Annotated in this window: 29 protein-coding genes and 1 other RNA gene; 9 read left to right on the top strand and 21 right to left on the bottom strand. The window is 65.3% G+C overall.

Annotated elements, in window-relative coordinates:
- Positions 1 to 276 precede the first annotated feature (276 nt).
- The 10 genes from metH to ACORJG_RS06480 form a co-directional block, all read right to left on the bottom strand.
- On the bottom strand, positions 277 to 2,943 hold the full coding sequence (gene metH, locus ACORJG_RS06435) for a methionine synthase (protein ID WP_427792984.1): 2,667 nt from the start codon (positions 2,941 to 2,943) through the stop codon (positions 277 to 279).
- Positions 2,943 to 4,019 carry a homocysteine S-methyltransferase family protein gene (locus ACORJG_RS06440; protein ID WP_427792518.1) on the bottom strand — a complete coding sequence of 359 codons (1,077 nt, stop codon included), beginning with the start codon at positions 4,017 to 4,019 and terminating at the stop codon, positions 2,943 to 2,945. The genes metH and ACORJG_RS06440 overlap by 1 nt, the downstream gene beginning before the upstream one ends.
- On the bottom strand, positions 4,020 to 4,967 hold the full coding sequence (gene metF, locus ACORJG_RS06445) for a methylenetetrahydrofolate reductase [NAD(P)H] (RefSeq protein WP_427792519.1): 948 nt from the start codon (positions 4,965 to 4,967) through the stop codon (positions 4,020 to 4,022). It abuts the gene before it with no gap.
- Entirely contained in the window at positions 4,967 to 5,929 is a 963-nt protein-coding gene (locus tag ACORJG_RS06450; RefSeq protein ID WP_427792521.1) for an ArsR/SmtB family transcription factor, read from the bottom strand. The genes metF and ACORJG_RS06450 overlap by 1 nt, the downstream gene beginning before the upstream one ends.
- 135 nt (positions 5,930 to 6,064) lie before the next feature.
- Positions 6,065 to 6,994: a 2-hydroxyacid dehydrogenase gene (locus tag ACORJG_RS06455; RefSeq protein ID WP_427792523.1), complete on the bottom strand. Its 930-nt coding sequence runs from the start codon at positions 6,992 to 6,994 to the stop codon at positions 6,065 to 6,067.
- A 36-nt stretch (positions 6,995 to 7,030) separates the two neighbouring features.
- The gene (locus ACORJG_RS06460) at positions 7,031 to 7,624 is read right to left on the bottom strand and encodes a GNAT family N-acetyltransferase (RefSeq protein WP_427792524.1); all 594 of its coding nucleotides are present in this window, start codon (positions 7,622 to 7,624) and stop codon (positions 7,031 to 7,033) included.
- A 76-nt stretch (positions 7,625 to 7,700) separates the two neighbouring features.
- Positions 7,701 to 9,368, bottom strand: coding sequence for an energy-dependent translational throttle protein EttA (gene ettA, locus ACORJG_RS06465; protein ID WP_427792526.1), 1,668 nt, complete (start codon positions 9,366 to 9,368; stop codon positions 7,701 to 7,703).
- Positions 9,369 to 9,482: 114 nt separating this feature from the next.
- Positions 9,483 to 10,412, bottom strand: coding sequence for an alpha/beta hydrolase (locus tag ACORJG_RS06470; protein WP_427792528.1), 930 nt, complete (start codon positions 10,410 to 10,412; stop codon positions 9,483 to 9,485).
- Between the two features lie 89 nt (positions 10,413 to 10,501).
- Positions 10,502 to 11,113, bottom strand: coding sequence for a TIGR02466 family protein (locus ACORJG_RS06475; RefSeq protein ID WP_427792530.1), 612 nt, complete (start codon positions 11,111 to 11,113; stop codon positions 10,502 to 10,504).
- 77 nt (positions 11,114 to 11,190) lie between these two features.
- Positions 11,191 to 13,467: a spermidine synthase gene (locus ACORJG_RS06480; protein ID WP_427792532.1), complete on the bottom strand. Its 2,277-nt coding sequence runs from the start codon at positions 13,465 to 13,467 to the stop codon at positions 11,191 to 11,193.
- 73 nt (positions 13,468 to 13,540) lie between these two features.
- Here ACORJG_RS06480 and ACORJG_RS06485 point away from each other — a divergent pair, with 73 nt between their 5' ends.
- Positions 13,541 to 14,035 (top strand): CinA family protein, encoded by a 495-nt coding sequence (locus ACORJG_RS06485; RefSeq protein WP_427792533.1) that lies wholly within the window; start codon positions 13,541 to 13,543, stop codon positions 14,033 to 14,035.
- Positions 14,032 to 14,271 carry a sulfurtransferase TusA family protein gene (locus tag ACORJG_RS06490; RefSeq protein ID WP_427792534.1) on the top strand — a complete coding sequence of 80 codons (240 nt, stop codon included), beginning with the start codon at positions 14,032 to 14,034 and terminating at the stop codon, positions 14,269 to 14,271. The genes ACORJG_RS06485 and ACORJG_RS06490 overlap by 4 nt, the downstream gene beginning before the upstream one ends.
- Here the strand turns inward: ACORJG_RS06490 and ACORJG_RS06495 are convergent.
- The gene (locus tag ACORJG_RS06495) at positions 14,237 to 15,178 is read right to left on the bottom strand and encodes a YihY/virulence factor BrkB family protein (protein ID WP_427792536.1); all 942 of its coding nucleotides are present in this window, start codon (positions 15,176 to 15,178) and stop codon (positions 14,237 to 14,239) included. The two genes, ACORJG_RS06490 and ACORJG_RS06495, sit on opposite strands and share 35 nt — an antisense overlap.
- A gap of 187 nt (positions 15,179 to 15,365) precedes the next feature.
- Between ACORJG_RS06495 and ACORJG_RS06500 the strand changes: the two genes are divergently transcribed.
- On the top strand, positions 15,366 to 16,679 hold the full coding sequence (locus tag ACORJG_RS06500) for a diguanylate cyclase domain-containing protein (RefSeq protein WP_427792538.1): 1,314 nt from the start codon (positions 15,366 to 15,368) through the stop codon (positions 16,677 to 16,679).
- A 6-nt stretch (positions 16,680 to 16,685) separates the two neighbouring features.
- On the opposite strand, the gene ACORJG_RS06505 is transcribed toward ACORJG_RS06500, so the two are convergent.
- The gene (locus ACORJG_RS06505) at positions 16,686 to 16,925 is read right to left on the bottom strand and encodes a DUF4169 family protein (protein WP_427792539.1); all 240 of its coding nucleotides are present in this window, start codon (positions 16,923 to 16,925) and stop codon (positions 16,686 to 16,688) included.
- A 75-nt stretch (positions 16,926 to 17,000) separates the two neighbouring features.
- Between ACORJG_RS06505 and ACORJG_RS06510 the strand changes: the two genes are divergently transcribed.
- Together ACORJG_RS06510 and ACORJG_RS06515 are read left to right on the top strand one after the other, a co-directional pair.
- On the top strand, positions 17,001 to 17,234 hold the full coding sequence (locus ACORJG_RS06510; RefSeq protein WP_427792541.1) for a DUF2171 domain-containing protein: 234 nt from the start codon (positions 17,001 to 17,003) through the stop codon (positions 17,232 to 17,234).
- A 94-nt stretch (positions 17,235 to 17,328) separates the two neighbouring features.
- Positions 17,329 to 17,724, top strand: coding sequence for a YccF domain-containing protein (locus ACORJG_RS06515; protein ID WP_427792542.1), 396 nt, complete (start codon positions 17,329 to 17,331; stop codon positions 17,722 to 17,724).
- A 63-nt stretch (positions 17,725 to 17,787) separates the two neighbouring features.
- Here the strand turns inward: ACORJG_RS06515 and fumC are convergent, their stop codons facing one another.
- Positions 17,788 to 19,179: a class II fumarate hydratase gene (gene fumC, locus ACORJG_RS06520; RefSeq protein WP_427792544.1), complete on the bottom strand. Its 1,392-nt coding sequence runs from the start codon at positions 19,177 to 19,179 to the stop codon at positions 17,788 to 17,790.
- A gap of 105 nt (positions 19,180 to 19,284) precedes the next feature.
- On the opposite strand from fumC, the gene ACORJG_RS06525 reads away from it, so the two are divergent.
- The gene (locus tag ACORJG_RS06525; protein ID WP_427792546.1) at positions 19,285 to 19,641 is read left to right on the top strand and encodes a RusA family crossover junction endodeoxyribonuclease; all 357 of its coding nucleotides are present in this window, start codon (positions 19,285 to 19,287) and stop codon (positions 19,639 to 19,641) included.
- A 53-nt stretch (positions 19,642 to 19,694) separates the two neighbouring features.
- Here the strand turns inward: ACORJG_RS06525 and ACORJG_RS06530 are convergent, their stop codons facing one another.
- The 4 genes from ACORJG_RS06530 to miaA form a co-directional block, all read right to left on the bottom strand.
- Complete coding sequence (locus tag ACORJG_RS06530; protein ID WP_427792548.1) at positions 19,695 to 20,186, bottom strand: hypothetical protein; 492 nt, start codon at positions 20,184 to 20,186, stop codon at positions 19,695 to 19,697.
- A gap of 109 nt (positions 20,187 to 20,295) precedes the next feature.
- Positions 20,296 to 20,793, bottom strand: a complete 498-nt coding sequence (locus ACORJG_RS06535) for an SspB family protein (protein WP_427792550.1) — start codon at positions 20,791 to 20,793, stop codon at positions 20,296 to 20,298.
- 106 nt (positions 20,794 to 20,899) lie between these two features.
- Positions 20,900 to 21,268: a transfer-messenger RNA gene (gene ssrA / locus ACORJG_RS06540) on the bottom strand.
- A gap of 13 nt (positions 21,269 to 21,281) precedes the next feature.
- On the bottom strand, positions 21,282 to 22,151 hold the full coding sequence (gene miaA / locus ACORJG_RS06545) for a tRNA (adenosine(37)-N6)-dimethylallyltransferase MiaA (RefSeq protein WP_427792551.1): 870 nt from the start codon (positions 22,149 to 22,151) through the stop codon (positions 21,282 to 21,284).
- An 88-nt stretch (positions 22,152 to 22,239) separates the two neighbouring features.
- On the opposite strand from miaA, the gene ACORJG_RS06550 reads away from it, so the two are divergent.
- Positions 22,240 to 23,307: an Mrp/NBP35 family ATP-binding protein gene (locus tag ACORJG_RS06550; protein ID WP_427792553.1), complete on the top strand. Its 1,068-nt coding sequence runs from the start codon at positions 22,240 to 22,242 to the stop codon at positions 23,305 to 23,307.
- A gap of 11 nt (positions 23,308 to 23,318) precedes the next feature.
- Positions 23,319 to 23,741, top strand: coding sequence for a universal stress protein (locus tag ACORJG_RS06555; protein WP_427792554.1), 423 nt, complete (start codon positions 23,319 to 23,321; stop codon positions 23,739 to 23,741).
- Here the strand turns inward: ACORJG_RS06555 and ACORJG_RS06560 are convergent.
- Positions 23,738 to 24,061 carry a YbjQ family protein gene (locus tag ACORJG_RS06560; RefSeq protein ID WP_427792556.1) on the bottom strand — a complete coding sequence of 108 codons (324 nt, stop codon included), beginning with the start codon at positions 24,059 to 24,061 and terminating at the stop codon, positions 23,738 to 23,740. The two genes, ACORJG_RS06555 and ACORJG_RS06560, sit on opposite strands and share 4 nt — an antisense overlap.
- 18 nt (positions 24,062 to 24,079) lie before the next feature.
- Entirely contained in the window at positions 24,080 to 24,607 is a 528-nt protein-coding gene (locus ACORJG_RS06565) for a dihydrofolate reductase (protein WP_427792558.1), read from the bottom strand.
- Between the two features lie 54 nt (positions 24,608 to 24,661).
- Here ACORJG_RS06565 and ACORJG_RS06570 point away from each other — a divergent pair, with 54 nt between their 5' ends.
- Complete coding sequence (locus ACORJG_RS06570; RefSeq protein ID WP_427792560.1) at positions 24,662 to 25,261, top strand: hypothetical protein; 600 nt, start codon at positions 24,662 to 24,664, stop codon at positions 25,259 to 25,261.
- On the opposite strand, the gene ACORJG_RS06575 is transcribed toward ACORJG_RS06570, so the two are convergent.
- Together ACORJG_RS06575 and ACORJG_RS06580 are read right to left on the bottom strand one after the other, a co-directional pair.
- Positions 25,262 to 25,933, bottom strand: a complete 672-nt coding sequence (locus ACORJG_RS06575) for an aquaporin (protein ID WP_427792562.1) — start codon at positions 25,931 to 25,933, stop codon at positions 25,262 to 25,264.
- Positions 25,934 to 26,023: 90 nt separating this feature from the next.
- Entirely contained in the window at positions 26,024 to 26,323 is a 300-nt protein-coding gene (locus tag ACORJG_RS06580; RefSeq protein ID WP_427792564.1) for a phosphoribosyl-ATP pyrophosphohydrolase, read from the bottom strand.
- Between the last annotated feature and the right edge of the window lie 7 nt (positions 26,324 to 26,330).

The raw sequence follows: 26,330 nt of genomic DNA on the forward strand, positions 1-26,330 counted from the left end.
TATCTGATGTTGATCCATTGCGTTGCAAACGCGGCACGACTCCAGTGATCCCCAACAAGGTCAACCGCGTGAACCGCCAGCCGTTCGATCCTGTCGCTTACACGTTTCGTGATCTCGAAAAGAACAGGCTTTTTAGTTGTCTGCTAGGTGACAATCGAGTGCTGGCGAAGCACGCCAGCTGGGCACTACGTCGCTAACCCGAACCAACGTCGCTCTCCGCAAAGAACGGCCTTAAATCTCTCATCCTGATTGGGGAAACCCTTTGTCCATACCGCCTTAGGCTGCGCTGTCGCGGGCCAGAGCTTGTGGATCATAATTTAAAATCGGCGACAGCCAGCGCTCGGCGGTTTCAGCATCCCAGCCCTTGCGAGCGGCGTAATCCTCGATCTGGTCGCGGTCGATCTTGCCGACGCCGAAGTAGTGACTGCCGGGGTGGCCAAAATAGAGGCCGCTGACCGAGGCGGGCGGGGTCATGGCGAAGGATTCCGTGAGTTCCATTCCGGCATTGGTTCCTGCGTCCAGCAGGCGGAACAGGGTCGCCTTTTCCGTGTGGTCGGGCTGGGCCGGATAGCCGGGCGCGGGGCGGATGCCCTGATATTTCTCTTCGATCAGATCCTGCACCGAGGTCTGTTCGTCCGAGGCATAGCCCCATAGCTGGGTGCGCACTACCTTGTGCAGCCGCTCGGCGAAGGCCTCGGCCAGACGGTCGGCCAGTGCAGTGGCCATGATGGCGGAATAGTCGTCGCCCGCCGCCTTGAACTCGGCGGCCTTTTCCAGCTCGCCGTGCCCGGCGGTGACGGCGAAGGCGCCCAGATAGTCGGCGCCGTCTTCCGCCACGAAGTCGGACAGGCACAGGTTCGGCTTGCCGTTGGACTTCTTGATCTGCTGGCGCAGGCCGTGGAAGCGGGCGGCCTCCTCGGTGCGGCTCTCGTCGGTCCAGACCACCACGTCGTCGCCGCGCGCATTGGCGGGCCAGAAGCCGACGACGCCCTTCGCCGTGAACCACTTCTCTTCGACGATGCGCTTCAGCATGGCCTGCGCGTCGCGGAACAGGTCGCGCGCCGCCTCGCCGACGATCTCGTCCTCAAGGATCAGCGGATAGCGGCCGATCAGCTCCCAGCTGGCGAAGAAGGGCGTCCAGTCGATGTGGTCGGCCAGATCCTGCAGGTCCCAGGCGTCATAGGCGCGCACGCCGAGGAAGGACGGCGCCGGGGCAGGGGCCTGCGCCGCATCGGGCCGCCAGCGGTTGTCGCGCGCCTGTTGCAGGCTGGCGCGCGCCTTCACCTCCTGCCCACGGGCGTATTGCTCGCGGATGCGGACGTATTCGTCGCGGGTCGCCTGCTCGTTCTTCGCCTTGTCGGTCGGGGACAGCAGGCCCGACACCACGCTGACAGCGCGGCTGGCGTCGATGACGTAGGTGGTCGAGCCCTTGTGATACTTCGGCTCGATCTTCACTGCCGTATGGGTGCGGCTGGTCGTGGCTCCCCCGATCAACAGCGGAATGTCGAAGCCGCGCCGCTCCATCTCGGCGGCGACGAAGGTCATTTCGTCCAGCGACGGCGTGATCAGGCCCGACAGGCCGACGATGTCGACCTTGTGCTCGATGGCGGCGTCCAGAATGCGGTCCGCCGGGACCATGACGCCCAGATCGACCACCTCATAGTTGTTACACTGCAGCACGACGCCGACGATGTTCTTGCCGATATCATGGACGTCGCCCTTGACCGTGGCCATCAGGATCTTGCCTGCAGCCTGCCGCTCCTGACCGGCTTTTTCGGCCTCCATGAAGGGTTCGAGGTGGGCCACGGCCTGCTTCATAACCCGCGCCGACTTCACCACCTGCGGCAGGAACATCCGCCCTGAGCCGAACAGGTCGCCGACCACGTTCATGCCGTCCATCAGGGGGCCTTCGATGACGTGCAGCGGGCGTTCCGACGCCTGACGGGCTTCCTCCGTATCCTCAACGATATAGTCGGTGATGCCGTGGACGAGGGCGTGTTCGATGCGCCTGGCGACCGTCGCCTGACGCCACGACAGGTCCACGACCTTGGCCGCGCCCTTCTCGCCCTTGTAGCGGGGCGCCATGTCCACCAGTCGCTCGGTGTTGGACACGTTCGTCCGCTGCGGCCGGTTCAGGATCACATCCTCGACGGCTTCGCGCAGTTCGGCGTCGATGTCGTCATAGACGGGCAGGTCGCCCGCATTGACGATGCCCATGTCCAGACCGGCGTTGATGGCGTGGTACAGGAAGACGCTGTGGATCGCCCGGCGCACCGGCTCATTGCCGCGGAAGCTGAACGAGACGTTCGACACCCCGCCCGACACGCGGGCGTGGGGCAGGGTGGCCTTGATGACCCGCGTCGCCTCGATGAAGTCCACGGCGTAGTTGTCGTGTTCCTCGATCCCCGTCGCCACGGCGAAGATGTTGGGGTCGAAGATGATGTCCTCGGGCGGGAAGCCGACCTCGTTCACCAGGATGTTGTAGGCGCGGGTGCAAATTTCGATCTTGCGCGCGGCGGTGTCGGCCTGGCCCACCTCGTCAAAGGCCATGACCACCACGGCGGCGCCGTAACGCAGGCACTGGACGGCGTGGTGGCGGAAGGCGTCCTCGCCTTCCTTCATGCTGATCGAGTTGACGATCGGCTTGCCCTGAACGCACTTCAGGCCCGCCTCGATCACCTCCCATTTGGAGCTGTCGATCATGATCGGCACGCGGGCGATGTCCGGCTCGGCCGCGATCAGGTTCAGGAAGGTGCGCATGGCGACGGGGCCGTCCAGCAGGCCCTCGTCCATGTTGACGTCGATGACCTGGGCGCCCGCCTCGACCTGCTGGCGGGCGACCGACAGGGCGGCCGTGTAGTCGCCATCGACGATCAGTTTCTTGAACTTGGCCGAGCCGGTGACGTTGGTGCGTTCGCCGACGTTGATGAAGACAGGGCGCATCACGACACCAGCTCAAACGGTTCCAGCCCTGACAGGCGCAGGGCAACGGGGCGCACCGGTACGGCGCGAGGTGTCACGCCCGCAACCTCCTCGGCGACGTGCTTGATGTGCTCCGGCGTCGTGCCGCAGCAACCGCCGATGATGTTGACCAGACCTGACTGCGCCCATTCCTCGAGGAAGTGGGCTGTTTCGTGCGGTTGTTCGTCATACTGGCCCATCGCGTTGGGCAGGCCCGCGTTGGGATAGGCGCTGACGAGGGTGTCGGCGACGCGGCTCAGTTCGGCGATGTGCGGCCGCATCAGCTCGGCGCCGAGGGCGCAGTTGAAGCCGACGGCGAAGGGCCTGGCGTGGCGGATCGAGTTCCAGAAGGCCTCGGCCGTCTGGCCGCTGAGGGTGCGGCCCGAACGGTCGGTGATGGTGCCCGAGATCCACAGGGGCAGGGGCTCTAGTCCCTCGTCCTCCAGATCCTTGATCGCCTTGATCGCGGCCTTGCAGTTCAGTGTGTCGAACACCGTCTCGATCAGGAAGAGGTCGACGCCGCCGTGGTGCAGGGCGCGCGCCTGCTGCTTGTAGGCCTCATACACCTCGTCATAGGTGACGGCGCGATAGCCGGGGTCGTTGACGTCGGGACTCAGCGACAGGGTGCGGTTGGTCGGGCCGATGGCGCCGGCGACGAAGCGGGGCTTGTGCGGCTCCTTTTCGGTCCAGCGGTCGGCGACTTCGCGCGCGATGCGGGCGCCTTCATAGTTCAGGTCATAAACTGCGTCTTCCAGCCCATAGTCGGCCTGAGCGATGGTGGTCGAGGAGAAGGTGTTCGTCTCCGAAATGTCGGCCCCGGCGGCGTAATAGACATCGTGCAGCTCTGCCACGATGTCTGGCCGCGTCAGGATCAACAGATCGTTGTTGCCCTTCTGAGGGTGGCTGTGATTGCAGAAGCGTTCGCCACGGAAGTCCTCTTCCGTCAGGTCGCGGCGCTGGATCATCACGCCCCAGCTGCCGTCCAGCACAAGAATGCGCTCTTTCGCCGCCGCGTGCAGGGCGGCGATCCGTTCAGCGCGGCTCAGGGGAGAAGTCATCTACGCAACAGCCTTGGTTTCACGCACGCCCAGAACCCGACAGATCGCATAGACCAGCTCGGCCCGGTTCAGGGTGTAGAAGTGGAAGTCCGAAAAGCCCTCTTCCTGCAGGCGGGCGCAGGTCTCGGCGGCGATGGAGGCGGCCAGCAGCTTGCGCGTCTCGGGGTCGTCGTCCAGCCCGTCGAAATGGCCCGCCAGCCAGTCGGGCAGGGCCGCGCCGCACGCCGCCGTCATCCGCTTCAGACCCGCGAAGTTGGACACCGGCATGACGCCGGGGATCAGGGGAATGGTCACGCCTGCCGCCCGCACCCGGTCGCGGAAGCGCAGGAAGGCCTCGATGTCGAAGAAGAACTGCGTCACGGCGCGCGTGGCGCCTGCGTCCACCTTGGCCTTCAGCACCTCGATGTCGTGGTCGATGGAAGGGCTTTCCGGGTGCTTTTCCGGATAGGCGCCGACCGTGACCTCGAACCCGCCGATGCGGCTGAGGGCGGCGGTCAGTTCGGTGGCGTTGGCGTAGCCGTCGGCGCGCGGCGTATAGGCGCCGCCGATGCCTGCGGAGCCCGGCGGGTCGCCGCGCAGGGCGACGATGTGATCGACGCCGATGGCCTTATAGCCTTCGATGACCTCATCGACCTCGGCGCGGCTGGCCTCGACGCAGGTCAGGTGGGCGGCGGGGCGCAGGGTGGTCTCGCTGATGATGCGCTGGACCGTGCGGTGCGTCCGCTCACGCGTCGAGCCGCCCGCGCCATAGGTGACGGAGACGAAGGCTGGGTTCAGCGGCTCAAGCCGTCGGATCGCCGACCACAGATTGGCCTCGGCGGCATCCGACTTGGGCGGGAAGAATTCGAAGGAGACGTTGACGGCGTTGCGGTTCGAACCGGCGCGCGCCACCGGCCCCAGCGGCGATAGCAAGAGGGCGCGGGCTTCAGCGAGAGACGAGGGGGCCATCAGGCGGTCTTTCGGACGGGGCTCGCGGCGCGCTCGCCGGTCCAGATATGAACTGTCAGCCCTTCGGTGTCGGGCGGCAGGGCGATGGGGGCCGAGGGCGTCAGGCCCGCCCCGGTCAGCCATTCGCGAATCTCAGCGTCCGGGAAGCCCAGACGGCGGTGCTGATGCGCCTCGCGCAGGTGCTCGAAATTATGGGGCGCGAAGTCGACGATCAGCAGCTTGCCGCCCGGCATGACCAGACGCGCGGCCTCGGCCACGGCGGCGGCGGGATCGGCCAGGTAGTGCAGCACCTGATGGACGATCACCAGATCGGCGCTTTCATGCGGCAGGCGGGTCGAGAAGATGTCGCCGTGGCGCAGTTCGACCTTGTCCAGCCCGGCCTTGGATACGTTGGCGCGGGCGATGTTCAGCATGTTCTGCGACAGGTCGAGACCGACCGACATCTTCGCCTTCTTGCCGAACAGGGTCAGCATCCGGCCAGAGCCGGTGCCCAGATCGACCACGCGCTCGAACGGGCCGGACCCGGCCGCGCGCTCAACCGCCGCCTCGACCGCGCTTTCGCAGACATAGAGGCTGCGCATCTGATCCCACTGGGGCGCGATCTGTTCGAAATAGCGGGCGGCGTCGATGGCGCGCTCCTTGCGCACCTCATCCAGTCGGCGATGGTCGGCCTCGCCCTCGCCGTCGTCCAGCAGGTCCAGCACGGTGTCGATCAATCGGCGCGACAGGGCGTCGTGCGACAGGCGGTAGAAGACACGCGCGCCATCGGGAAATCGCTCGATCAGACCAGCGTCGGCCATCAGCTTCAGATGGCGCGAGACACGCGGCTGGCTCTGGTCCAGAACGCGCGACAGCTCCATCACGGACAGCTCTTCCGCAGCCAGCAGGGACAGGACGCGCAGGCGGGTCGGTTCGCCGGCGGCGCGCAGGGCTTCAACGGTCTGGTCAGCGGTCAGCGTCATAGGTCGTATAAGGATATCCTTATACGCTTATGCAAGCAAAATCTGATCGCAGGACGCTGCTATCGGCCAAAAGCAGGCACGGTTCATCCTTTCGGCGTCAGGAATGGGGGTCGAGACGGCCCTGAAGGCCGAATCCTACGCCTCGACCGGCGTTTTCAAGGGCTCGCCCGCGAAATGGGCGGATAAATTCTGCATCAGCAGCATCAACATGCCCTGCACCGCCTCGGTCGTTGCGCCGCCGGTGTGGGGCGTCAGGACGGTGTTGGGCGTATCCGCCCAGCGCGCCGAGTCGGTCGGTTCCTCGGCAAAGACATCCAGCGCCGCGCCGCCAAGGCGGCCGTCTTTCAGCGCGGCGATGACGGCGTCTTCATCGACCAACTGTCCGCGCGCCACATTGACCAGCAGGCCGGACGGCCCCAGCGCCTCAATCACCTCGGCCGAGATCAGGCCCCGATTGCTGTCGTCCGCACGGCAGGCGATGACCAGAATGTCCGAATCGCGCGCCAGCTCCAGCAGGCTGTCGGCGCGCGGCCAGGCGGCCTCATTGGCGCGCGGCGCCCACCAGCGGACCGCCATCCGCATGACCTCAGCCCGCCGCGCTACGGCCTTCCCGATATGGCCAAGGCCGACGATACCCAGCCTCTGACCGCTCAGCGAAGTGGTGATGCTGCGCGTCGACAGTTTCCACTCGCCCGCGCGGATGGTGCGGTCGCCCTCGGCGATCTGGCGGCGCGCGGCCAGGATCAGGCCGATGGCGTGGTCGGCCACGTCTTCGTGGTTCACGCCGGGCGCATGGGTGACGGGCAGGCCGCGTGCGCGACACCACTCCACGTCGATGCCGTCATAACCGGCGGTGAAACAGGCGATCAGCGACAGATGGGGCAGGCGCTCGATCAGAGCCTTATCCAGTTCGAACTCGCCCGCAACGATCAGGGCGCGGATGTCGGCTGCCGCCTCGATCGGCGGCCCTTCCCAGAAGCGATAGACATCGTAGGCGCTTTCCAGGAAAGCGCTCAGCGGGGCCAGATGCCGCTGCATGATCAGGACGGCGGGACGCTGGGTCATGCCGCCCAGACTAACGGCGTTTGCCGCCAGCGCCAGTCACAAGAAGCGGTGGATCATGTGGATGTCATAAGGTTCGTGCCGCAACAGGGCCTCATCAGGGCGCGCGGTGGGGGCGGCGCCCAGATGCTGATAGAACTCGACGGTCCGGCGCGTCGAACTGGCCGAGATATAGAGCCCCGACGCCCCCATGCGCCGCCCGGTCTCTGCACACAGACGATAGAGGGCGGCGGCGATCCCGCGTCCGCGCCAGTCATGACTGACGTGCAGGAAGACCAGTTGGCGCAGTTCGGGATAGCCGGTGACGCCCGTTCCCGCCAGGACAGCGGCGCCGACAAGAAGCCCATTGTCGTAAACGCCGATGCCAACGCCGCCCTGATCCAGATGCGACCGCAGGATGGGCAGCTCCGTTTCCAGCTCATCTTCCGGCCAGCCGAGCGTATCGTAGAAAGCCGGCGTCAAGGTCAGGCGGCCATCGGCGTCGGCGACATAGATTTCATGCACCAGTTCGCGCCGCTCGATGCGCCACAGATCGTCCAGTTCTTCACGCGTCATAAGGCGTGTCGTCAAAGGGGCGGGCGGGGCGAGGTCGCGGATCAGGGCCTCGTCGATGGATGGGTGTTGTGGGGCCATGGCGGCCTCCCGAAAAGACGAACGGCCCCTTCCGTCGATGCGGAAGGGGCCGTTCAGGATCAGTTCTGCAGGTGGATCAGCGACCGAACTTCTGGTGCTGGATGCGCTTGGGAATGATGCTGTCCGCGCCCAGACGGCGCATCTTGTCCTGTTCATAGGCTTCGAAGTTGCCCTCGAACCATTCCACATGGCCGTCGCCTTCGAAGGCCAGGATGTGGGTGGCCAGACGGTCCAGGAACCAGCGGTCGTGGCTGATGACCACGGCGCAGCCGGCGAACTCTTCCAGCGCCTCTTCGAGGTTCTGCAGGGTTTCGATGTCCAGGTCGTTGGTCGGTTCGTCGAGCAGGATCAGGTTGCCGCCGGTGGCCAGGGTCTTGGCCAGGTGGACGCGGTTGCGCTCACCGCCCGACAGTTGGCCGACCTTCTTCTGCTGGTCGCCGCCCTTGAAGTTGAAGCTGCCGACATAGGCGCGGGTGTTAATCTCGCGCTTGCCGACCATCATGATGTCGGTGCCGCCCGAGATGGCCTGCCAGATGGTGTCGTCCGGCTTCAGGTCGTCGCGCGACTGGTCGACATAGGCCAGCTTGACCGTTTCGCCGACCTTGATGGTGCCGCCGTCAGGGGTTTCCTGGCCGGTGATCAGCTTGAACATGGTCGACTTGCCGGCGCCGTTGGGGCCGATGACGCCGACGATGCCGTTGGGCGGCAGCTTGAAGGTCAGGTTGTCGAACAGGACCTTGTCGCCATAGGACTTCTTCAGGCCCTCGACTTCCAGCACGACGTTGCCCAGCCGCGGGCCGGGCGGGATCTGGATGACGGCGAAGGACTGGGCCTGACGCGAATTTTCCTGCTCGGCGACCATCTTCTCATAGGCGGCCAGACGGGCCTTGGACTTGGCCTGACGGGCTTTGGCGCCCGAGCGGACCCATTCCAGTTCGCGGGTAAGGGCGCGCTGGCGGGCTTCGGATTCCGACTGTTCCTGCACGACGCGCTTGGTCTTGGCTTCCAGCCACGAGGAGTAGTTGCCCTCGTGCGGATGGCCCTTGCCGCGGTCCAGCTCCAGCGTCCACTTGGTGACCTGATCCAGGAAGTAGCGGTCGTGGGTCACCAGGATGACGCAGCCGGGGAAGTTCTCCAGATGGTGCTGCAGCCAGGCGACGGATTCGGCGTCCAGGTGGTTGGTCGGTTCGTCCATCAGCAGCATGTCGGGCTTCGACAGGAGCAGACGGGCTAGCGCCACACGGCGCTTTTCACCGCCGGACAGGTTGGTGACTTCCCAGTCGTCGGGCGGGCAGCGCAGGGCGCCCATGGCCTGATCGATGCGGCTGTCGATGTCCCAGACGTCGCCGGCGTCGATCTTCTCCTGAAGGGCGGTCATCTCCTCCATCAGTTCGTCGGTGTAGTTTTCGCCCAGTTCGGCGGCGACTTCGTTGAAGCGGTTGACCCACTGCTTCTCTTCGCACCAGGCCTCGACGTTCTGGCGCACGTTCAGCGCCGGATCGAGGTGGGGCTCCTGTTCCAGATAGCCGCGCTTGACGCCGTCGGCGGCGCGGGCCTCGCCCTGGAACTCGCTGTCCAGACCGGCCATGATCTTCAGCAGGGTGGATTTACCCGAGCCGTTGACCCCGACGACGCCGATCTTGGCGTCGTTGTAGAAGCTCAGCCAGATGTTCTCGAAGATCTTTTTGCCGCCGGGGAAGGTCTTGGTCAGACCCTGCATCTGGAAAATATATTGCTGCGCCATGCGTCGCGTCGCGCCTTTGATTCAGTGCGGATGGGGAAGTCGCCCGGGGATGTAGCGATCCTGGGGCCTTTGGGCAAATCTTCGGATATCGGCGCGGCTTTTCGGAGGCGGTTTTCAGCGAGCGGGTAAAACCGCTTCCAGTGCGCGGGTGAAGCCGATCGGAGCGACCGTCAGGTGATCCTCGTCTTCCATCACGACCGAACTGACCTTCAGGCCCGGATAGTTCCGCGACAGCAGATTGTCCTGCAGCGTCTTCATGTCGGCGACCAGATTGGCGCCGTTGGTATTGCGGCGATCAGGGCCCGGAACCTCATAGCCGCCGACATACATAAAGACCTGCGCCTTCAGATCATCATGGGCGCGGGCATAGTCGGCCTCGACCCCGATAATGTGGCGCTTGTCATACCACAGCGACGGACTGCCCAGCACATAGCCGCTGAACATCGCCGGGTCGCTGAACAGGATCTGGGCGCCCAGCAGACCGCCATAGGAATGCCCCAGCAACACGCGCTGCGCGGGATCGGCGCGGAACTTCTGCTCGATGAAAGGCAGAACCTCAGCCTTGAGATAGGCCTGATAGGCTGCGCCGCCGCCGTGGACCGATCCTGCGGAATTGCGCGGGCCGTTCGGCGTGGGGGTGTAGTCCCGGCGTCGGCTGTCGGCGCCGCTGTCGCCCTCGGCATAGGACAGGCCGACCAGAATGAAGTCCTGCACCACCGGGCCTTCCAGATTCACCCGGCGTGCGATCTGGCGAATGATGGGGAAGGCGTAGTCGGCGTCTGTGACATAGAGGACCGGATATCGACGGTTCGGCTCGGCTTCATAGCCGGCGGGCAGGCTGACGAAGACCTGATATTTTCGACCGGATACGGGGTCCGGCACGCCCCAGACCTGAGTGCCCTGCAACACATAGGGGGCGCCGTCGGAGACAGGGGCGGCGGTAGCGGACGCCGCCTGCGCATCGGCCCTGTCGCCGCACCCTGCCAGCATCATGGCGCCTGTCGTGAACATGGCCGCCGCCGCTGTCGCGTTGAAAATCCGCATCCTGTTCTCCCCTCCGGAGCTTTGCCGTTGGGTGCAGGTTTCGGGCGCAATGCGGCGAGGGAAGGGCGGCGCGCCCATAAATACGATGATCAGGCGTAGTTGAAACTGATCGAGATGCGTTGCTCAGCGGCGCGGTTGGCGGGCACTTCGTGACGCAGCCAGCTTTCCCACATCAGCACCGTGCCCGGCGCGGGCTTCAGATAGACGAAGGGCTGTTCCGCCTCTTCGGCCTCGGCGGTCAGTCCGGGGCGGGCCATCATCATGGCCAGGCGCGGATCTTCGATCTTCAACGATGAGGCGCCGTCGGGAATGTGGATGTAGATCGTGCCGGACAGCACGGCGTGCGGATGGATATGGCCGGTGTGGCCGCCGCCGGGCATCAGGACATTGACCCACAGATTGTCGAGCTGCAGCTTCTTGGCCAGATCGAAGTGAAGGGTCTTCGCAAACGCCGCTGCCTGCTTGTCCAATAGACGTTTCAGCGCGGCGAATTCGGGAAACCGCTGCGGCAGGTCGTTGATCGAGCCGTAGGAGGTGTAGCCCGGATAGTGGTTGGCGCGACACCACTCGATCCCGGCTTCGTCCTCCTCGGCCATGACCAGGCACAGGTCGAGCAGTTCTTCATGCAACTCCGCCCAGCCGCGTGACGAGACGAGGCTGTCTTCATGAATTCGGGTGGCGAAGAGCGATCGCGTAGGCATGGGGGGCAATAACGCGTCCGGTTTGGCAGGAGAAGGCGAAAACGAACTATGCGCCTATGGCCGACGTGGTGTCAGCGCTATCGCGTGCGCGCTTCCATGCTTCGGATCAGGGCGCCGAACAGGTTGACGTAGTCGTCGGTCCAGGGCCGCACTTCGGTTGGCGCTAGCTTGCGCCAGCGGCCGTCAGCCCTGAAATCGGCCAGCCCTTCGGCGGTGGGGGAAATGACCAGGGCTTCGGTCGAGGCCTCGGCCATCAGGGCCGCTTCGGGGTGTTCGATGTAGACCTGATGCAGTTCGGCGGCGCCCAGTTCACGCGCGGCGGCGACGGCGGGCAGGGTGATGTCCAGGTTGCGGTTGGACAGGTGCAGCACAACGACGCCTGTGGGCTTCAACAGTCGTAGATAGCTTTCGATCGCCTCGCGCGTCAGCAGATGGGTCGGCACGGCGTCAGAAGAGAAGGCGTCGATGACCAGCAGGTCATACGTTCCGGCCGTCTCCCTGTTCAGCGTCAGGCGCGCGTCGCCCAGCACCGTGCGGATCGGACCTTCAGCGCAGTTCGAGATGTAGGTGAACCACTTCGGATCACGCGACATTCGGTCGACCATGGGATCGATCTCGAAGAAGGTCATCTGATCGCCGGCGCGCTTATAGGCGGCCATGGCGCCAGAGCCTTGGCCCACAACGCCGATGACCGCGCCGGGGCCGCGCGCCTGGATCAGTTCCGCCGACTGGCCCAGCGGCGTGGTGGGGGCGTAATAGAGGGTTGGCGCGCAGGCGAAATCGCCATGCCGCGCCTGGGCGCCATGCAGGGTGGTGCCGTGCATCAGCACATGGACGTCGCCGCCCATCTTCGGATCCTGTGTGATCGCCACACGCATGACGCCGAAGAAGCTGCGCTCGGTCAGGCTCCAGTCATAGCCGCGACCGATATAAGAGGCGGTGAGGGTCATCATCGCGACAACGGCTGTGAACATCAGCACCCGGTCCCGGACCACGAAGGCGCACAGGGCGGCGACGCCCAGGATGAGCTGGGCTGTTTCGGTCAGGCCGAAATCGGTGAACGCCTTCAGCAACGACGGATCATAGCGCAGCATCTCAAACAGCATGGGCGTGAAGCTCGCCATGAAGATACCGCCCGCCATCAACCACATCTCATAACGGGCCGGTCGCGTACCCAGCCACGGACGAGCCAGGCAGACCAGCACCATGACCAGCGGATATTCCAGCACAGTCTTGAAAACGATCGGCGCGAGCAGGGCGGTAAAAGCGCCGCCAAGAACGCCGCCCAGCGACAACAGCAGATAGAACTCTGTCAGGCGATCGGGCGGCGGACGACGCGCCGCCATCTGCTGGTGGCACATCAGGGCGGTGAAGAAGAAGCCCAGCAGGTGCAGGCCCAGCAAACTCAACCAGTGGCCGGTTGACATGCCGACCATGGCAGCGATCAACACTGTCAGCGCGGCCTGCACCAACAGTGTGACGGACAGCGGAATCCAGGGCCGCACCTGAAAGGCGATGACGAAGGTCAGCAGATAAAGCGCCAGCGGGGCGACCCACAGAAACGGCGCAGAGGCCACATCGGTCGACAGATGGGAGGTGACGCCCAGCATCAGGCTGGACGGCGCGGCGGCCAGCAGCACCAGAACGCCTTTGCGACGCCAGGGAATAGGCGGGCTGCGTTGCGCTTTGGGGACGGGCGCCGCGCCAGACGCAGCGCGTGGCATGATGAAGGTCAGCCCCGCCAGCATGACGACGAAGACGGCATAGCCCGCCGTCCAGCCCAGTCTCTGACCCGACAGGGAGGCCAGCGGTTCGATCACGACGGGATAGGCCAGCAGCGCCAGAAAGCTGCCGAGGTTGGAGGCGGCATAGAGGACATAAGGGTTTGCGCCGTCAGGCCGCCCGGCTCGCGCCCGCGCATACCAGGCCTGCAAAAGGGGCGCCGTGGCAGACAGCACGGCGAACGGCGCGCCGACCGACAACGCCAGCGCGCCCAGCAGCCAGCCGACCGGCGCACTCGAATCAGGATCGCCCAGCGCATGGGTGATGCTGAGCGGCAGAAACAGCGCCGCCGCCGCCAGCAGCGTCAGATGCACCGCCGCCTGCGCCCGGATCGACGGTATCCGCTGCAGCAGGTGGGCATACAGATACCCCGCCAGCAGCGCCGCCTGAAAGAAGACCATGGCGGTGTTCCACACCGACGGCGATCCACCCAGCAGAGGCAGCACCAGCTTGGCCGTCATAGGCTGGACGGTGAAAACCAGACTGGCCGAGGTGAAGACCGCGACGGCGAAGGCCGCAGGTGTTATCGCATCGATCCTGCGATGCGCCGGCGCCAAAATCTGATCGGTCATTCGCGGCTTTCGACGTCGGGCGGCTGATTCCGTCTGGCGAGGCTATGACGAAATCGGGACGGAGCGAATTTTCATGTTGCCGCAGGACATCGCTGCGCTCTCTGAGGCTGTGATCCGTCGCGCAACGGCCGCCGGTCTGATGATCGCCACGGCCGAAAGCTGCACAGGCGGGCTGGTCGCGGGGGCGCTGACGGGGATCGCAGGGTCATCGGCCGTGGTTGACCGGGGCTTCGTCACCTACAGCAATGAGGCCAAGGTCGAGATGCTGGGCGTGTCGGAAGACGTGTTGGCGCGCTTCGGCGCGGTGTCAGAGCCGACGGCCCGCGCCATGGCTGAGGGCGCCGTTGCGTGTTCGCGGGCCTCGCTGGCGGTTTCGGTGACAGGTATCGCCGGGCCGGGCGGCGGATCAGCGCAGAAGCCGGTCGGTCTGGTGCATTTCGCCGCCCACGGCCCGGACAGCCGAAACGTGCATGTGGAAAAACGCTTCGGCGATATCGGGCGCGATGCTGTGCGGCTGGAGAGCGTGCGCACGGCGCTGACTTTGTTGCTGGGTGCGCTGCCGCAATGAGCACGATCATTGTCGATGCGCGCGGCCACCGTTGCCCTGTGCCCAGTCTGCGTCTGCGCAAGGCGATGGAGGTGCAGGGGGCGGGCGCGCAGTTCACCCTGTTGGCCACAGACGCGATGGCCCGGATTGACGTGCCCTTCCTGATGCAGGAACTGGGTGGGCAGGTGCTTCAGATTGAAGAGGTCGACGGCGTCCTGAACATTATTGTCTCGACCGGCGCCGCTCCGACAGATTGACCACGGTGTCAGGCAGGTCGCCAGATAGGGCGAGCGTTTCCGGCGGCGTCGCCTGATTTTCCCATTCGATCTCCAGCTCTGTCGCGAAGGCGCCGCCATAGAAGACGGCGTTGACGTTCCACGACAGCCAGATCAGCAGCACCACGACAGCGCCGACCGAGCCATAGGTCGCGCCCAGATGGACGATTTGCTCGACATAGATGGAGCACAGCCACGAGAAGAAGCTGGACATGACCGTGGCCACCAGGCCGCCGATGATCGCCGCCTTCCACGCCACGCGCTTGGCGTGGGCCATGGCGTAGCGATAGAGCATGGTCAGCCCCAGCCACAGACCCAGCGCAGGCCACAGGCCGTCCAGCGGCAGCGCCAGCCAACCCACGGGCTGATTGGCGTAGGCGTGCTCCATCAGGCGCGATGTCACGACTGCGCCGGAAACCACGGTGAACAGGACGAAGGCCGCCAGCGCCACCAGGAAGGCCAGCATGTTGAACTTGAAGAAGCCCAGCGGGTTCGTCTCGTCATGGATCAGGTTCAGCCCGGCCAGCAGGGCCTTGAACCCTCTGTGCGCAGCATAGGCGCCGATCACCAGTGCGATGGCGCTCTGAGCCGAGACTGTGCGCGCCGAGGCGTTCGCCAGCCGGTCGATTTCATTCAGGAACAGGGTGCGCGCAGCAGAGGGGATGACATCCGCCAGGGCGGCCGCCTGCTCGCTGACCTGACCGATGCTCAGAACGGCCTTGTAGAAGCCGATCAGGATGGCGATCGCCGGGAACAGGGCCAACAGGGCGAAGAAGGAGACGCCCCCGGTATAGAGCATGACATCGCGCCCCCAACTGCGGCTGAAGGCCCGTGTCATCAGGCGCAGCAGCAGGCGGGGGTGAGCCATGATCGGCTTGGAAAAGGTCAATCCATTATCCGGCCATCGTCCGGGCAGTCAGCAAAGGGGCGGATTAACCTCATTCTTCCCGGCGTGAGAAGTCCCAATGTCGTCATCTGATGATCGGTCTTGCCCATTGCGAGCCTTGTCGACGCCGGTATCATGAGTTGGTCTGGCGCGGTCGCAGAAGCGGTCCGGCCCGTCCGGGGGACTGTGTTTGGAAGCCGAGCCGCGCGTTCTGATCGTCGCTGACGCCGACGATCATCTGAGCGCCCTTTGTGAAGGGCTGGATCTGTTGGGTTGGCGCACCATTACCGCGCGATCGCTGGATGCGGCCGTTCTGGCGGCGTCGGACATGCCGGTGGACGCCGCCGTGATCGATCTGGCCGCCCTTGCTGCGTCTGGCATGGCTGATACAGACCTGCGTGAACTGCGACGCAGCGCCGCGCCCCGCTATCTGTCGATTCTGGGGCTGGGCGAGGCTTCGGACCGGGCGGCTCCGTTCTGTGATCTGGTGACGCCTGCGAATCCGCACCCGGTCCAGACGGCGCTGCGGCTGGAGCAGATGACCCGCGCCGCCATCGCCGAAGAGGAATTCAGCCTGCGCCGCGCCACCTTCGCGGCGCATGGCGTCGACCTGCCGGACACGGCCGAAGACAAGGGGCCGCTGCTGGTGTTGACGGCGGGCGCGATGGATCGCCGCTTCCTCGCCCTGTCCAACGCGCTTGGGGCCGCGGGGGCGGAAGTCGTCGCAGCGCCGACGCCTTATACCGCGTTCGACTATCTGCATGAACGCGCCTTTGACGCCGCCGTGCTGTGGGGCAACGCCGGTCAGGCGGCGGCCCTGTCCATCGCCGCCGGAATGCGCCGGAACACGCGCCTCTATCATATTCCGGTGACCCTCTATCTGCGCGACGGGACCGAGCCTGATCTAGACGACCTGTTCCGGCGCGGGTTCGCCGACATCATCGCCGCTGAAATGCCGGAAGAGGCGGCAGCCGCGCGGGTTCTGGCGCTGGCGCGCAATCACCGGCGGCAACTGGGGCTGAGACGCGCGCTGGACAGCGTGCGCGGTTGTCGGCTGATGGATGTGGAAACAGGGCTGTTCAGCCGCGACCTGTGCCTCGACCACCTGCGACGCATTGCGCAGAGCGTGCGTGATCGCGGCCGGCGCCTGTCCGTCTGTATTCTTCGCGTGGCCGACAGCGAGGCCATGACCCGCGTCCGCACGGGCGGATGGCTGGAACGCGCCATGCCTCAGATCGGGGCGATGATATCGCGTCTGGTGCGGGTCGAAGACACGGCCGCGCGCCTGTCGTCCGAGGCGTTCGCCCTGATCCTGCCTGCGGCCGGTGGGGCGGCGGCGCGCCTGACGGCAGAGCGGATTGCGGCGGTGATCGCCTGCACCGCCTTTGACGCCGGGCCGAACCAGTCCCCCTTCGTCGTCGAACTGGATGTCGCCGTCCATGAACTGATGGCGGAAGAAACGCCGGACGCCTTTGTGAGGCGGACGCTGACCCATACGGCCTGACGCGCTTCAGTCCCTAGCGTCGTCGTCCAGCCGGTGGCCGTCAAGATGGGCGGCGTCGCGATCACGCCGGGTCTGTTCGGCCTGACGTTCGGCGTGCGTCCGGCCGAATGTCAGGCGGTTGGCCTCGGCCGTGCGTCTGGCCTCGACCTTGTCGCGGGCTTTTCGCGCCCTGTTCAGATTGACGATCTCGCCCATCGGATTCCGTACCACAAATGCAGGCGGCGCCTGCAGATGACGCCGCGCCACGCCCTAAGGCTCCGGCTCCACCGTGAACCCTCCCAGCTCGTTACGACAGGGTCACTGTAGCAACGGAGAGCGTCAATGATAATTGTCCCAATGATCAAGGAACATCAGGATGTCGTCGGTTCGGACGGCGGCCACGTGGGCCGCGTCGACCATGTGCTGGGCGATCAGATCGAACTGGCCAAACTGGACCTCGGAGCGGGCCTCAAACACCATCTGATTCCGTTGTCGTGGGTGGATCGTGTCGATGACCATGTTCACCTGAGCCTGACCAAGGACCAAGCCAAGGCGCGTTGGGTCGAGAAACACTAGCGCCCGCATTTCAGCGAATTCATCAGGGCCCTGCTGTCATCAGCGGGGCCTTTCGTCATAGTGGAACAATACGAAGCGCAAAGAAGGCTATGCAATGATCCGGTTGATTCTGAACCTGCTGTGGTTCTTTCTAGGCGGCTTCGTCTCGGGTTTGACCTGGCTGGTTGGCGGGCTGCTGCTGGCGCTGACGGTGGTCGGCCTGCCGTGGGCGTTTTCGGCGTGGCGGATCGCAAGCTACTCCTTCTGGCCGTTCGGGCGCGAGATCGTCTGGCGTGATCCGGATCCGGCCGATCTGGGCGCGGGGTGTCTGGGCGTCGGTCTGAACGTGATCTGGCTGGTGCTGGCGGGCTGGTATATCGCCCTGGCGCATCTGTTGATCGCCGTGCCGCAGTTCGTCAGTCTGATCGGCATTCCCTTCGCGCTGAAGAATGTCGAGCTGGCCCGGCTGTCGCTGGCGCCTGTGGGGCGGACGATCCGGGACAAGCGTTGAGCATGAAAAAAGCCGGTCGGGGCGACCCCGACCGGCGTTTTCATCTCTGACGATGAGCGCTGCTTACTGCGGCGCGATCATCTTCTCGGGACGGACGTATTCGTCGAACTCTTCGTTCGTCAGATAGCCGCCGCCAACGGCTTCTTCACGCAGGGTGGTGCCGTTCTTGTGCGCCGTCTTGGCGATCTTGGCGCAGGTGTCATAGCCCAGCTTGGCGTTCAGCGCCGTGACCAGCATCAGGCTGTTTTCCAGACCGTGCTTGATGTTGTCCTCGCGCGGCTCGATGCCGACGACGCAGTTGTCGGTGAAGCTGATGGCCGCGTCGGCGACCAGACGCACCGACTGCAGGAAGTTGTAGGCCATCACCGGGTTGTAGACGTTCAGCTCGAAGTGCCCCTGCGAACCGGCGAAGGAGATGGCGGCGTTGTTGCCGAACACCTGGGCGCAGACCTGAGTCAGGGCTTCGCTCTGGGTCGGGTTGACCTTGCCCGGCATGATGGACGAGCCCGGCTCGTTTTCCGGCAGCGACAGCTCGCCCAGACCCGCGCGCGGGCCCGAGCCCAGGAAGCGGATGTCGTTGGCGATCTTGAACAGCGAGGCGGCGACCGTGTTGATCGCGCCGTGGGTGAAGACCATGGCGTCGTGGGCGGCCAGGGCCTCGAACTTGTTCGGCGCCGTGGTGAAGGGCAGGCCGGTGATGCCCGCGATCTTGGCCGCGACCTTCTCGGCAAAGCCGATCGGGGCGTTCAGGCCGGTGCCGACAGCGGTGCCGCCCTGGGCCAGCTCCATCAGGCGCGGCAGGGTCAGCTCGATGCGTTCGATGCCCATGGCGACCTGATGGGCGTAGCCGCCGAACTCCTGACCCAGCGTCAGGGGCGTGGCGTCCTGGGTGTGGGTGCGGCCGATCTTGATGATGTGGGCCCAGGCCTTGGCCTTGGCGTCCAGCGCGGCGTGCAGGTGCTTCAGGGCAGGGATCAGGTCGTTGACCACCTGCTCGGCGCAGGCGACGTGCATGGCCGTCGGATAGGTGTCGTTCGACGACTGGCTCATGTTGACGTGGTCGTTGGGGTGGACCGGCTTCTTGGAGCCCATCTCGCCGCCCAGCATCTCGATGGCGCGGTTCGAGATCACCTCATTGGCGTTCATGTTCGACTGGGTGCCCGAACCCGTCTGCCAGACGACCAGCGGGAAGTGGTCGTTCAGCTTGCCCTCGATCACTTCATTGGCGGCGGCGATGATGGCGTCGGCCAGCTTGGGGTCCAGCTTGCCCAGATCGCGGTTGGTCTCGGCGGCGGCGCGCTTGACGATGCCCAGGGCGCGCACGACCGGCAGGGGCTGCTTCTCCCAACCGATCTTGAAGTTGCCGAGCGAGCGCTGGGCTTGCGCGCCCCAATAGCGATCAGCGGCGACTTCAACAGGGCCGAAGGTGTCGGTTTCGATACGAACTTTGCTCATGTGCGCGGGACTCGTCTCTCAGGCGTGGCGGGAAGATGCCGGGGGGTGTAGCACGCAGACGCAGCGGAGCAAGGCGAGCCCCGCATCACGAAAGGCGGACGGCGCGTGGACGGCTGGATCGGAACCGGAAAGGTCAGGGCGCGCGAGCAGGGCGAGGTGGTCGAGATCACCATCGACGGCCTGACCACTCAGGCCAAATACTACAAGCCGCTGGTCTATGAGTTCATGCGCAAGGAATGGACGTCGCGACCATCGTGGGGCGACTACGTCGTCGAGATCGTGATGGAGCACGTCGGCGATCCGCCGTGGATGGATCTGGACAATCTGGCCAAGGCCCTGCTGGACGCCATCAAGGGCTATCTGTTCCACGACGACAGCCAGGTCGCCCGCCTGCTGGTCGAGCGTCGCGAGGGCGAGCGCGAGCGCATCACCATCCGGGCCTTTCCCCGTCGCCTTCTCTAAAAAAGGGGCCGCGACGTGCGCGACCCTCGTCCTCTGGACATCAGGCTGACCGGTCAGCCGGCAAAATTCGAGATCAGCGCCTGAATATCGGCAGGTTTGGCGATATTCGAGCCTGGGGTCTTGTAGGTGGTTAGCTTGCCGCCTTCCCACAGGCCGACTTCCAGCCCCTTGGCCGCCGTATCGATCAGCAGATAGGCCGCGCTGGACGCGCCTTCATGCGGTTTGTTGCCCGAGGTAAACAGGATGGCGCCCTCTTTCTCAAGCGGCGACTGGGTCTGCATATTGATCGCGAACACGTCGTACTTGTTGCCCAGCAAGGCCTTCAGATCTGCGGTGATCGGACTGTTTTCCAGAAGTCCTGTGTCGTTCGGGTATTTGCCCACCTGAGCGTTCAGCGCGCTCCAGTCCGATGCCGCCGCGTCTGTCGCGGCGGGCGCCGTTTCAACAGGAGCAGCGGGGGTGTCAGCAGGCGGCGTCGCTTCCGGCTGGTTACAGGCGGCCAGCGTCAGGGAAACGGCGGCGACGGAGATCAGGGACAGGCGCATGAAACAACCTTTGGGTCATGAGAGGGGCAGTAAGCAATGCTGTTGCAACACCTGTTCAGGTTGAAGGTTGCGCGCTGCAAGGCGGATTCAAGATCCTGATAGGGGGCTGTTATTTCTTGCGGAACTGGTCCAGCGAAACGACCTTCGGCCCGTCATCTTCCGAGGGCGGCGACGGGGCGGCGTCCGGGTTGCGCGCGGGCGGCGACAGCGGGGCGATCTCGGCCTCGACGATTTCCGGCTCGTCGAACTGCAGCAGGAACTGCACGCTGGGATCATAGAAGCGCACCACGGCGCTGTAGGGTACGGTCAGCACCTTGGGCGCGCCGCCGAACTTCAGCATGACAGAGAACAGGTCCGGCTCGACCTCCAGATCCCAGTACTGATGCTGCAGCACCACCGTCATTTCGTCCGGGTATTTGGCCAGGACGTCGGGCGGCACGCTGACGCCGGCGCCGCGGGTCTTGAAGGTGATGTAGAAATGGTGGGCGCCGGGAATGCCTTCAGGCTCCGCCGCGCGCTCAAGCGCCAGGCGGATCACGCCGCGCAGGGCGTCCTGGGCGAGTTGCTCATAGTGCATCTCGTCGACAGGGGGAGTTTGATCCGTCATCAGCGCCTCAAAACAAGGGGAACGCGCGACTGTTACCCGCACGGGGCAGACGACGGAAGACTCAAGAGTCGTCGCAGCAGCAGGAATTTCAATGTTAGAAGGGGGAAGTAGGGGGCTTCTGTTGCCAGGCGCCCCCCTGGCCCCGCCTGAGGATCTGAACCCTCAGGACTTAAGTGTTCGAAATCAACCGAACCGCATTACGCGGCGAGGCGGACTTCTCCAGCGAAGTTATCGTTCGCAGTTAGATAAAGGCCCGATACGGTGGGCCAGGACGAGCGAAAGCAATCCTCTTTACACGTCCGTCGATGCTAGTCGGCCCCATGCTGCCTCCGCCGATAACGCGGGGAAGAAGTTGGTGGAGCCGCCGGGAATCGCACCCGGGTCCGGTCCGCTTATTACAGGCGCGTTTATCGCCATAGCCCGGGCGAACCCGAGCAGGATCAATATAGTATGGGTGGCCCAGCGTTCCAAGAGGCTGATGAAGAAGATCAGGCGAAACCCGGATGGCGGGGCCAGTCTTTCTGCTGATTGCGGAACCAGGTCAGCTGGCGTTTGGCGTAGTTGCGGGTGGATTGTTGCACCGCCGCGACCGCGTCATCCAGCGACAGCTCGTCTGCCAGATGTGCCGCCAGCTCCCGCACGCCGACAGCCTTCATCGCGGGCAGGTCGGGGGCCAGATCGCGGGCGACGAGGGTGCGCACCTCGTTCAGCGCGCCGTTCGCCATCATCATCTCCACCCGCGCATCGCATGAGGCGTAGAGACGCTCACGCGACGGCTCGACGATCAGGGCTTCATAACTTCCGGGCGCCAACAGGGGTCGAGTGTCGGCCTTCCAGTCGGTAAGGGCGCGGCCGCTGGCGCGATGCACGCTGAGGGCGCGGACCAGCCTCTGGCGATCGCCGGGGAAGATGGCGGCCTCGGCGGCGGGATCGACCTCGGTCAGACGGCGACGGAAGGCGGCCTCGCCCCCGGCGTCATATTCCGCCTGTACGTCGTCACGCACTTCGACGGATACAGGAGGAATTTCCGCTAAGCCCTTGGTCAGGGCGTTGAAGTAGAGGCCGGTGCCGCCGACCAGCAGGGCGGGGTGCCCCTCGGCCAGCAGGTCCATGACCGTCCGGCTCCAGCGTCCCACCGACCACGCATCGGCGGCGTCGGCTACGCCATAAAGGCGGTGCGGAACGGCGGCTTCGTCTTCTATCGACGGGCGGGCGCTCAACACCCGCAGATCGGCATAGAGCTGCTGGCTGTCGGCGTTGATGATGACGGCGCCCGTCGCGCGCGCGCGTTCCATCGCCAGACGCGACTTGCCCGAGGCGGTAGGCCCGGCGATCAGGGTGATGTGAGGCTGGGACAAAGGATCAACTCGCGAACGGATGCCGACGGCGATAGAACGCCTGTCATCGGCCCGGCAAGTCCGTCGGGTCATGTAAGGAGTCTTCATTGTGACCGACCGCGCCGCCGTCCTCGCCGCCCTCGACGCTGTGACTGATCCGAAATCGGGTCAGGGACTGGCGGCGGCCGGGCTGGTGCAGGGGCTGGTCGTGGCCGAGGGCCGCGCGGGCTTCGTCATGGAGGTCCCGGCCCATGAGGCGGCGCTCTACGCCCCCGTCCGAGACGCGGCTGAGGCGGCGCTGAAGGCGCTGCCGGGCATGGAGCGGGTGTCGGTCGTCCTGACCGCAGAGGCCGTGACCGCCGCGCCGCGCCGCACAGCCGGACTGTCCAAGGCCGCGACCGATCAGGGGCGGCCCAAGGCGCCGGTTCCGACCGACCGTCCTGCCCATGTAAAGCGCGTTCTCGCCGTGGCCAGCGGCAAGGGCGGGGTCGGCAAGTCCACCGTTTCGGTGAATCTGGCGGCGGCGCTGGCGGCGCGCGGCCTGTCGGTCGGGGTGCTTGACGCCGATGTCTATGGCCCGTCGCTGCCGACGATGATGGGCCTGTCGGGCCAGCCCGCCTATGAGGACGGCGCCATGGTTCCGCACGTTGCTCACGGTTTGAAGGCCATGTCCGTCGGCCTGCTGACCAAGGCCGAGGACGCCATGATCTGGCGCGGGCCGATGGCGTCGCAGGCCATCAATCAGATGCTGACCCAGACGCGCTGGGGCACGGAAGAACAGCCGCTGGACGTTCTGGTCATCGACCTGCCGCCGGGCACTGGCGACGTGCAACTGACCCTGATCCAGAAGACGCCGCTGGATGGGGCGGTGATCGTCTCCACGCCTCAGGAAGTGGCGCTGGCCGACGCGCGCCGGGCGCACACCTTGTTCGACAAGGTCGGCGTTCCCACCGTGGGGCTGGTCGAAAACATGAGCGGCGAGGTGTTCGGCAGCGGCGGCGCCGAGGCCGAGGCTGCGCGTCTGAACGTTCCCTTCCTCGGCAGCCTGCCGCTGGGCGGCGCCCTACGTCAGGCCGGTGATGCAGGCCAGCCTCTGGTCGCGGCACAGCCGGACCACCCGGCGTCTCGGAGTTTCGGCAGAATCGCCGAACAGGTTGTTGCAGCTCTGAAACTGTAAGGAGAAACAGTATGGTCGATCAGGATAAGAAGATCGTCGTCGTGGGTATCGACGGCAGCAGCCACGCCGGATCTGCGGTGCGTCTGGCGGCGCAACTGGCCAACGCCCGCGGCGGTCGAGTGGCGCTGGTGGCGGTCAATCCGCTGAGCTCGGCCAGCGGCCACCCGGACATTCGCGCCTGGAAAGCCGAGGAGCAGGACGCCATCCTTATGCGCTCGATGACCGAGGCCAAGCGTCACTGCGACGCCGTCGACGCCGTAACGACCGAAGGGCGTGACGTCGCCGACGCCCTGATCCGCGCGGCGGGCGAACTGGGCGCCGACCACATCGTCGTCGGCACCGGCGACCGTAAGGGCGTGGCGGACTGGCTGATGGGCTCGGTGGCCAAGGCCGTAGCCGCGCGCGCGCCCGTCAGCGTGACGATCGCCCGCTAGTTGAGCGGCTCTACGACCACGGCCGTGCCATAGGCCAGGACTTCGGTCACGCCGGGCATGATCTCATTGGCGTCGTAGCGCATGGCCAGGATGGCGTTGGCGCCGATCTCCCGCGCATGGGCGATCAGGTCGTCATACGCCTCCTGCCGGGCGGCCTCGGCCAGTTTGACATAGGCGCCGACCTTGCCGCCGATCATCGACTGCACGCCGCCGATGGCGTCGGAAATGACATTGCGCGAACGTACGGTGATCCCGCGCACCACGCCCAGTTGGCGCACGACGCGATGACCGGCCAGGTCATTGGTGGTGGCGACGATCATGAGGCTTTCCTTTGAGGCTCAGCGACGTTCCAGAACGGTGAAGGCGAAGGCGTGGTCGTCCTTTTTACCGGCTTCGTGCGGCTCAAACGCCGTGCGGACAAAGGCGGTTTCGTCAAAGCTCGGGAAAACCGCGTCGCCTTCCGGTTCGGCCTCGACCTCGGTGATGTAAAGGCGTTTGGCGCGGGGCAGGGCGGCGGCGAAGATCGCCGTGCCGCCGATGATGCAGACCTCGTCCAGACCGTCCTCGGACGCCTGTTCGCGGGCGATGGACAGCGCCTCGTCCAGATTGGAACAGACTACGGCGCCCTTGGCCAGACCCGACTCGGCGTAGGATTCATCCTTGGTCAGGATGATGTTCAACCGGCCGGGCAAGGGTTTCAGCGGCAGGCTTTCCCACGTTTTGCGGCCCATGATGCAGGGCTTGCCCATGGTGACGGCCTTGAACCTTTGCAGGTCCGAGCGCAGCCGCCACGGCAGGTCGCCGTCCCGACCGATCACGCCGTTTTTGGCGCGGGCGACGACAAGAGCGATTGAAGGAACAGCCAAGCTGGTTTTCCGTTGTTGCTGCGATTCACCCGTCAAATGCCCCCGGAGCCCCTGATGAACAAGTACGCCAAGCCGTTGATCGTCGGATTCATCGTTTTGCTGGCCGTGGTCGTGCTGCTGAGCCTGTTGGGCGGTGCGGTTGGCGCAAATCTGGGCGTGATGCCGTTTCTGGCGGGTCTCTTTGCGGGAGCGTTCACGGCCTACATCATGGCCAATCTGGCGGGAAACAGAGCGGGCGTGGCCGCTTCGGATACCGATCGCGCGGCGGCGGCCAGTCTGACGCCGCCGCCGGGCAAGGCGCTGCTGATCGTCTATCGCGAAGGGTTCGTCGCCATGGCGGCGGGCATGAACCTGGCGCTGGACGGCCGCGAGTTCGCCCAGATCAAGGGCGGCAAATTCACCGCCATCGCCGTCGATCCGGGCGAGCATGAACTGACGGCGGGTTTCGGCGGTCTGGCCGGGCCTCAGAACAATGCGGCGGTGGCGAGCTTCCTGCTGCGCGAGGGCGGCGTGATGGCCTATCGGGCCACGGTGTCGATGGGCGCGGTGAAGAACAGCGTGGTTCTGTCGCCCGCGCCCGAAGACAGAGACTCCCTTAGCGCCCGGCTGGCGCGGATGCCGATGACGGCGCCGGACAGCGCCGTCCCGGCCTGATCAGGCGCTCGGCTCCAGCAGTTTCGAACGGAACAGCAGCCCGCCGATGACGGCGCCGATCGCCGGAGCAACAAAGAAGACCCAGACCTGGCTCAGGGCCTGACCGCCCGCCAGCAGGGCAGGGCCGAAGCTGCGCGCCGGGTTGACCGACACGCCCGTCACCTGAATGCCGACGATGTGGATGACCGCCAGGGTGATGCCGATGGCGACGCCCGCAAAAGCGCCGTGCCCCTTGGCGCCCGTCACGCCCAGGATGGCGATCAGGAAGATGGCGGTGGCGACGATCTCGAACGTCAACGCCGCCTGCAAACCGTATCCGCCCGGCGATCCGGCGTCGAAGCCGTTCTGGCCCAGATTGGCGAAGCCCGTCTTGGCGATCATGCCCAGAATGGCCGCGCCGAGGATGGCGCCGATGAACTGGGCGATCCAGTAGACGATCATGTCTCTGGCGCTCATCCGCCCGGCGACGAAGGCGCCCAGGCTGACGGCCGGATTGACGTGACAGCCCGAAACCGGACCGATGCCATAAGCCATGGCGACGATGGCGAAACCAAACGCCAGGGCGATGCCCAGTTGTCCGACGTGATCGAACCCGCCCAGCACGGCGGCGCCGCACCCGAACAGCACCAGAACCAATGTGCCGATCAACTCGGCCGCAAATTTCTTGACCATGAAACCCTCCGGTTCATTCACCGCCACAGGGCGGATTGAGAGGGAGGGTGCGCTCTGGCGGCGAAACTCGCCACCCGACGTTACGTGGATTTACGCTTCAGCCTTCAGCCAACTCAGCCACTTGCGCTCCATCGCGGCGTTCAGGTCGACGCCGGTTCGGTCGCAATAGATCAGCAACATACCCAGCACGTCCGCCGCCTCATCGGCCAGCGCCTGTGGGTCCGCCGCGCCGCGCGCCCGACTGGTCAGGCGCAGATGCTCGGCAGTCAACTCGCCCAGCTCTTCCTGAAGCTTCAGCAGAGCCCAGTCACGGTCGCGGTCAATCGCGTGTTCGCGCGCATAGATGTCGGAGATGCGGAGGACATCCGCCTGTAGATCGGTGAGTTTCATCCGGGAT

The sequence above is a fragment of the Brevundimonas diminuta genome (assembly GCF_050310045.1).
GTDB classification, from domain to species: Bacteria; Pseudomonadota; Alphaproteobacteria; order Caulobacterales; family Caulobacteraceae; genus Brevundimonas; species Brevundimonas diminuta_F.

What these genes read in the sequence shown, in the direction of transcription:
- fumC (WP_427792544.1), bottom strand. Translation starts at nt 19,179, where the DNA reads ATGAGCAAAGTTCGTATCGAAACCGACACCTTCGGCCCTGTTGAAGTC.
- ACORJG_RS06510 (WP_427792541.1), top strand. Translation starts at nt 17,001, where the DNA reads ATGATAATTGTCCCAATGATCAAGGAACATCAGGATGTCGTCGGTTCG.
- ACORJG_RS06455 (WP_427792523.1), bottom strand. Translation starts at nt 6,994, where the DNA reads ATGACCCAGCGTCCCGCCGTCCTGATCATGCAGCGGCATCTGGCCCCG.
- ACORJG_RS06575 (WP_427792562.1), bottom strand. Translation starts at nt 25,933, where the DNA reads ATGGTCAAGAAATTTGCGGCCGAGTTGATCGGCACATTGGTTCTGGTG.
- metH (WP_427792984.1), bottom strand. Translation starts at nt 2,943, where the DNA reads ATGCGCCCTGTCTTCATCAACGTCGGCGAACGCACCAACGTCACCGGC.
- ACORJG_RS06515 (WP_427792542.1), top strand. Translation starts at nt 17,329, where the DNA reads ATGATCCGGTTGATTCTGAACCTGCTGTGGTTCTTTCTAGGCGGCTTC.
- ACORJG_RS06480 (WP_427792532.1), bottom strand. Translation starts at nt 13,467, where the DNA reads ATGACCGATCAGATTTTGGCGCCGGCGCATCGCAGGATCGATGCGATA.
- ACORJG_RS06470 (WP_427792528.1), bottom strand. Translation starts at nt 10,412, where the DNA reads ATGCGGATTTTCAACGCGACAGCGGCGGCGGCCATGTTCACGACAGGC.
- metF (WP_427792519.1), bottom strand. Translation starts at nt 4,967, where the DNA reads ATGGCCCCCTCGTCTCTCGCTGAAGCCCGCGCCCTCTTGCTATCGCCG.
- ettA (WP_427792526.1), bottom strand. Translation starts at nt 9,368, where the DNA reads ATGGCGCAGCAATATATTTTCCAGATGCAGGGTCTGACCAAGACCTTC.
- ACORJG_RS06530 (WP_427792548.1), bottom strand. Translation starts at nt 20,186, where the DNA reads ATGCGCCTGTCCCTGATCTCCGTCGCCGCCGTTTCCCTGACGCTGGCC.
- ACORJG_RS06555 (WP_427792554.1), top strand. Translation starts at nt 23,319, where the DNA reads ATGGTCGATCAGGATAAGAAGATCGTCGTCGTGGGTATCGACGGCAGC.
- ACORJG_RS06535 (WP_427792550.1), bottom strand. Translation starts at nt 20,793, where the DNA reads ATGACGGATCAAACTCCCCCTGTCGACGAGATGCACTATGAGCAACTC.
- ACORJG_RS06580 (WP_427792564.1), bottom strand. Translation starts at nt 26,323, where the DNA reads ATGAAACTCACCGATCTACAGGCGGATGTCCTCCGCATCTCCGACATC.
- ACORJG_RS06460 (WP_427792524.1), bottom strand. Translation starts at nt 7,624, where the DNA reads ATGGCCCCACAACACCCATCCATCGACGAGGCCCTGATCCGCGACCTC.
- ACORJG_RS06560 (WP_427792556.1), bottom strand. Translation starts at nt 24,061, where the DNA reads ATGATCGTCGCCACCACCAATGACCTGGCCGGTCATCGCGTCGTGCGC.
- ACORJG_RS06485 (WP_427792533.1), top strand. Translation starts at nt 13,541, where the DNA reads ATGTTGCCGCAGGACATCGCTGCGCTCTCTGAGGCTGTGATCCGTCGC.
- ACORJG_RS06450 (WP_427792521.1), bottom strand. Translation starts at nt 5,929, where the DNA reads ATGACGCTGACCGCTGACCAGACCGTTGAAGCCCTGCGCGCCGCCGGC.
- ACORJG_RS06475 (WP_427792530.1), bottom strand. Translation starts at nt 11,113, where the DNA reads ATGCCTACGCGATCGCTCTTCGCCACCCGAATTCATGAAGACAGCCTC.
- ACORJG_RS06490 (WP_427792534.1), top strand. Translation starts at nt 14,032, where the DNA reads ATGAGCACGATCATTGTCGATGCGCGCGGCCACCGTTGCCCTGTGCCC.
- ACORJG_RS06570 (WP_427792560.1), top strand. Translation starts at nt 24,662, where the DNA reads ATGAACAAGTACGCCAAGCCGTTGATCGTCGGATTCATCGTTTTGCTG.
- ACORJG_RS06440 (WP_427792518.1), bottom strand. Translation starts at nt 4,019, where the DNA reads ATGACTTCTCCCCTGAGCCGCGCTGAACGGATCGCCGCCCTGCACGCG.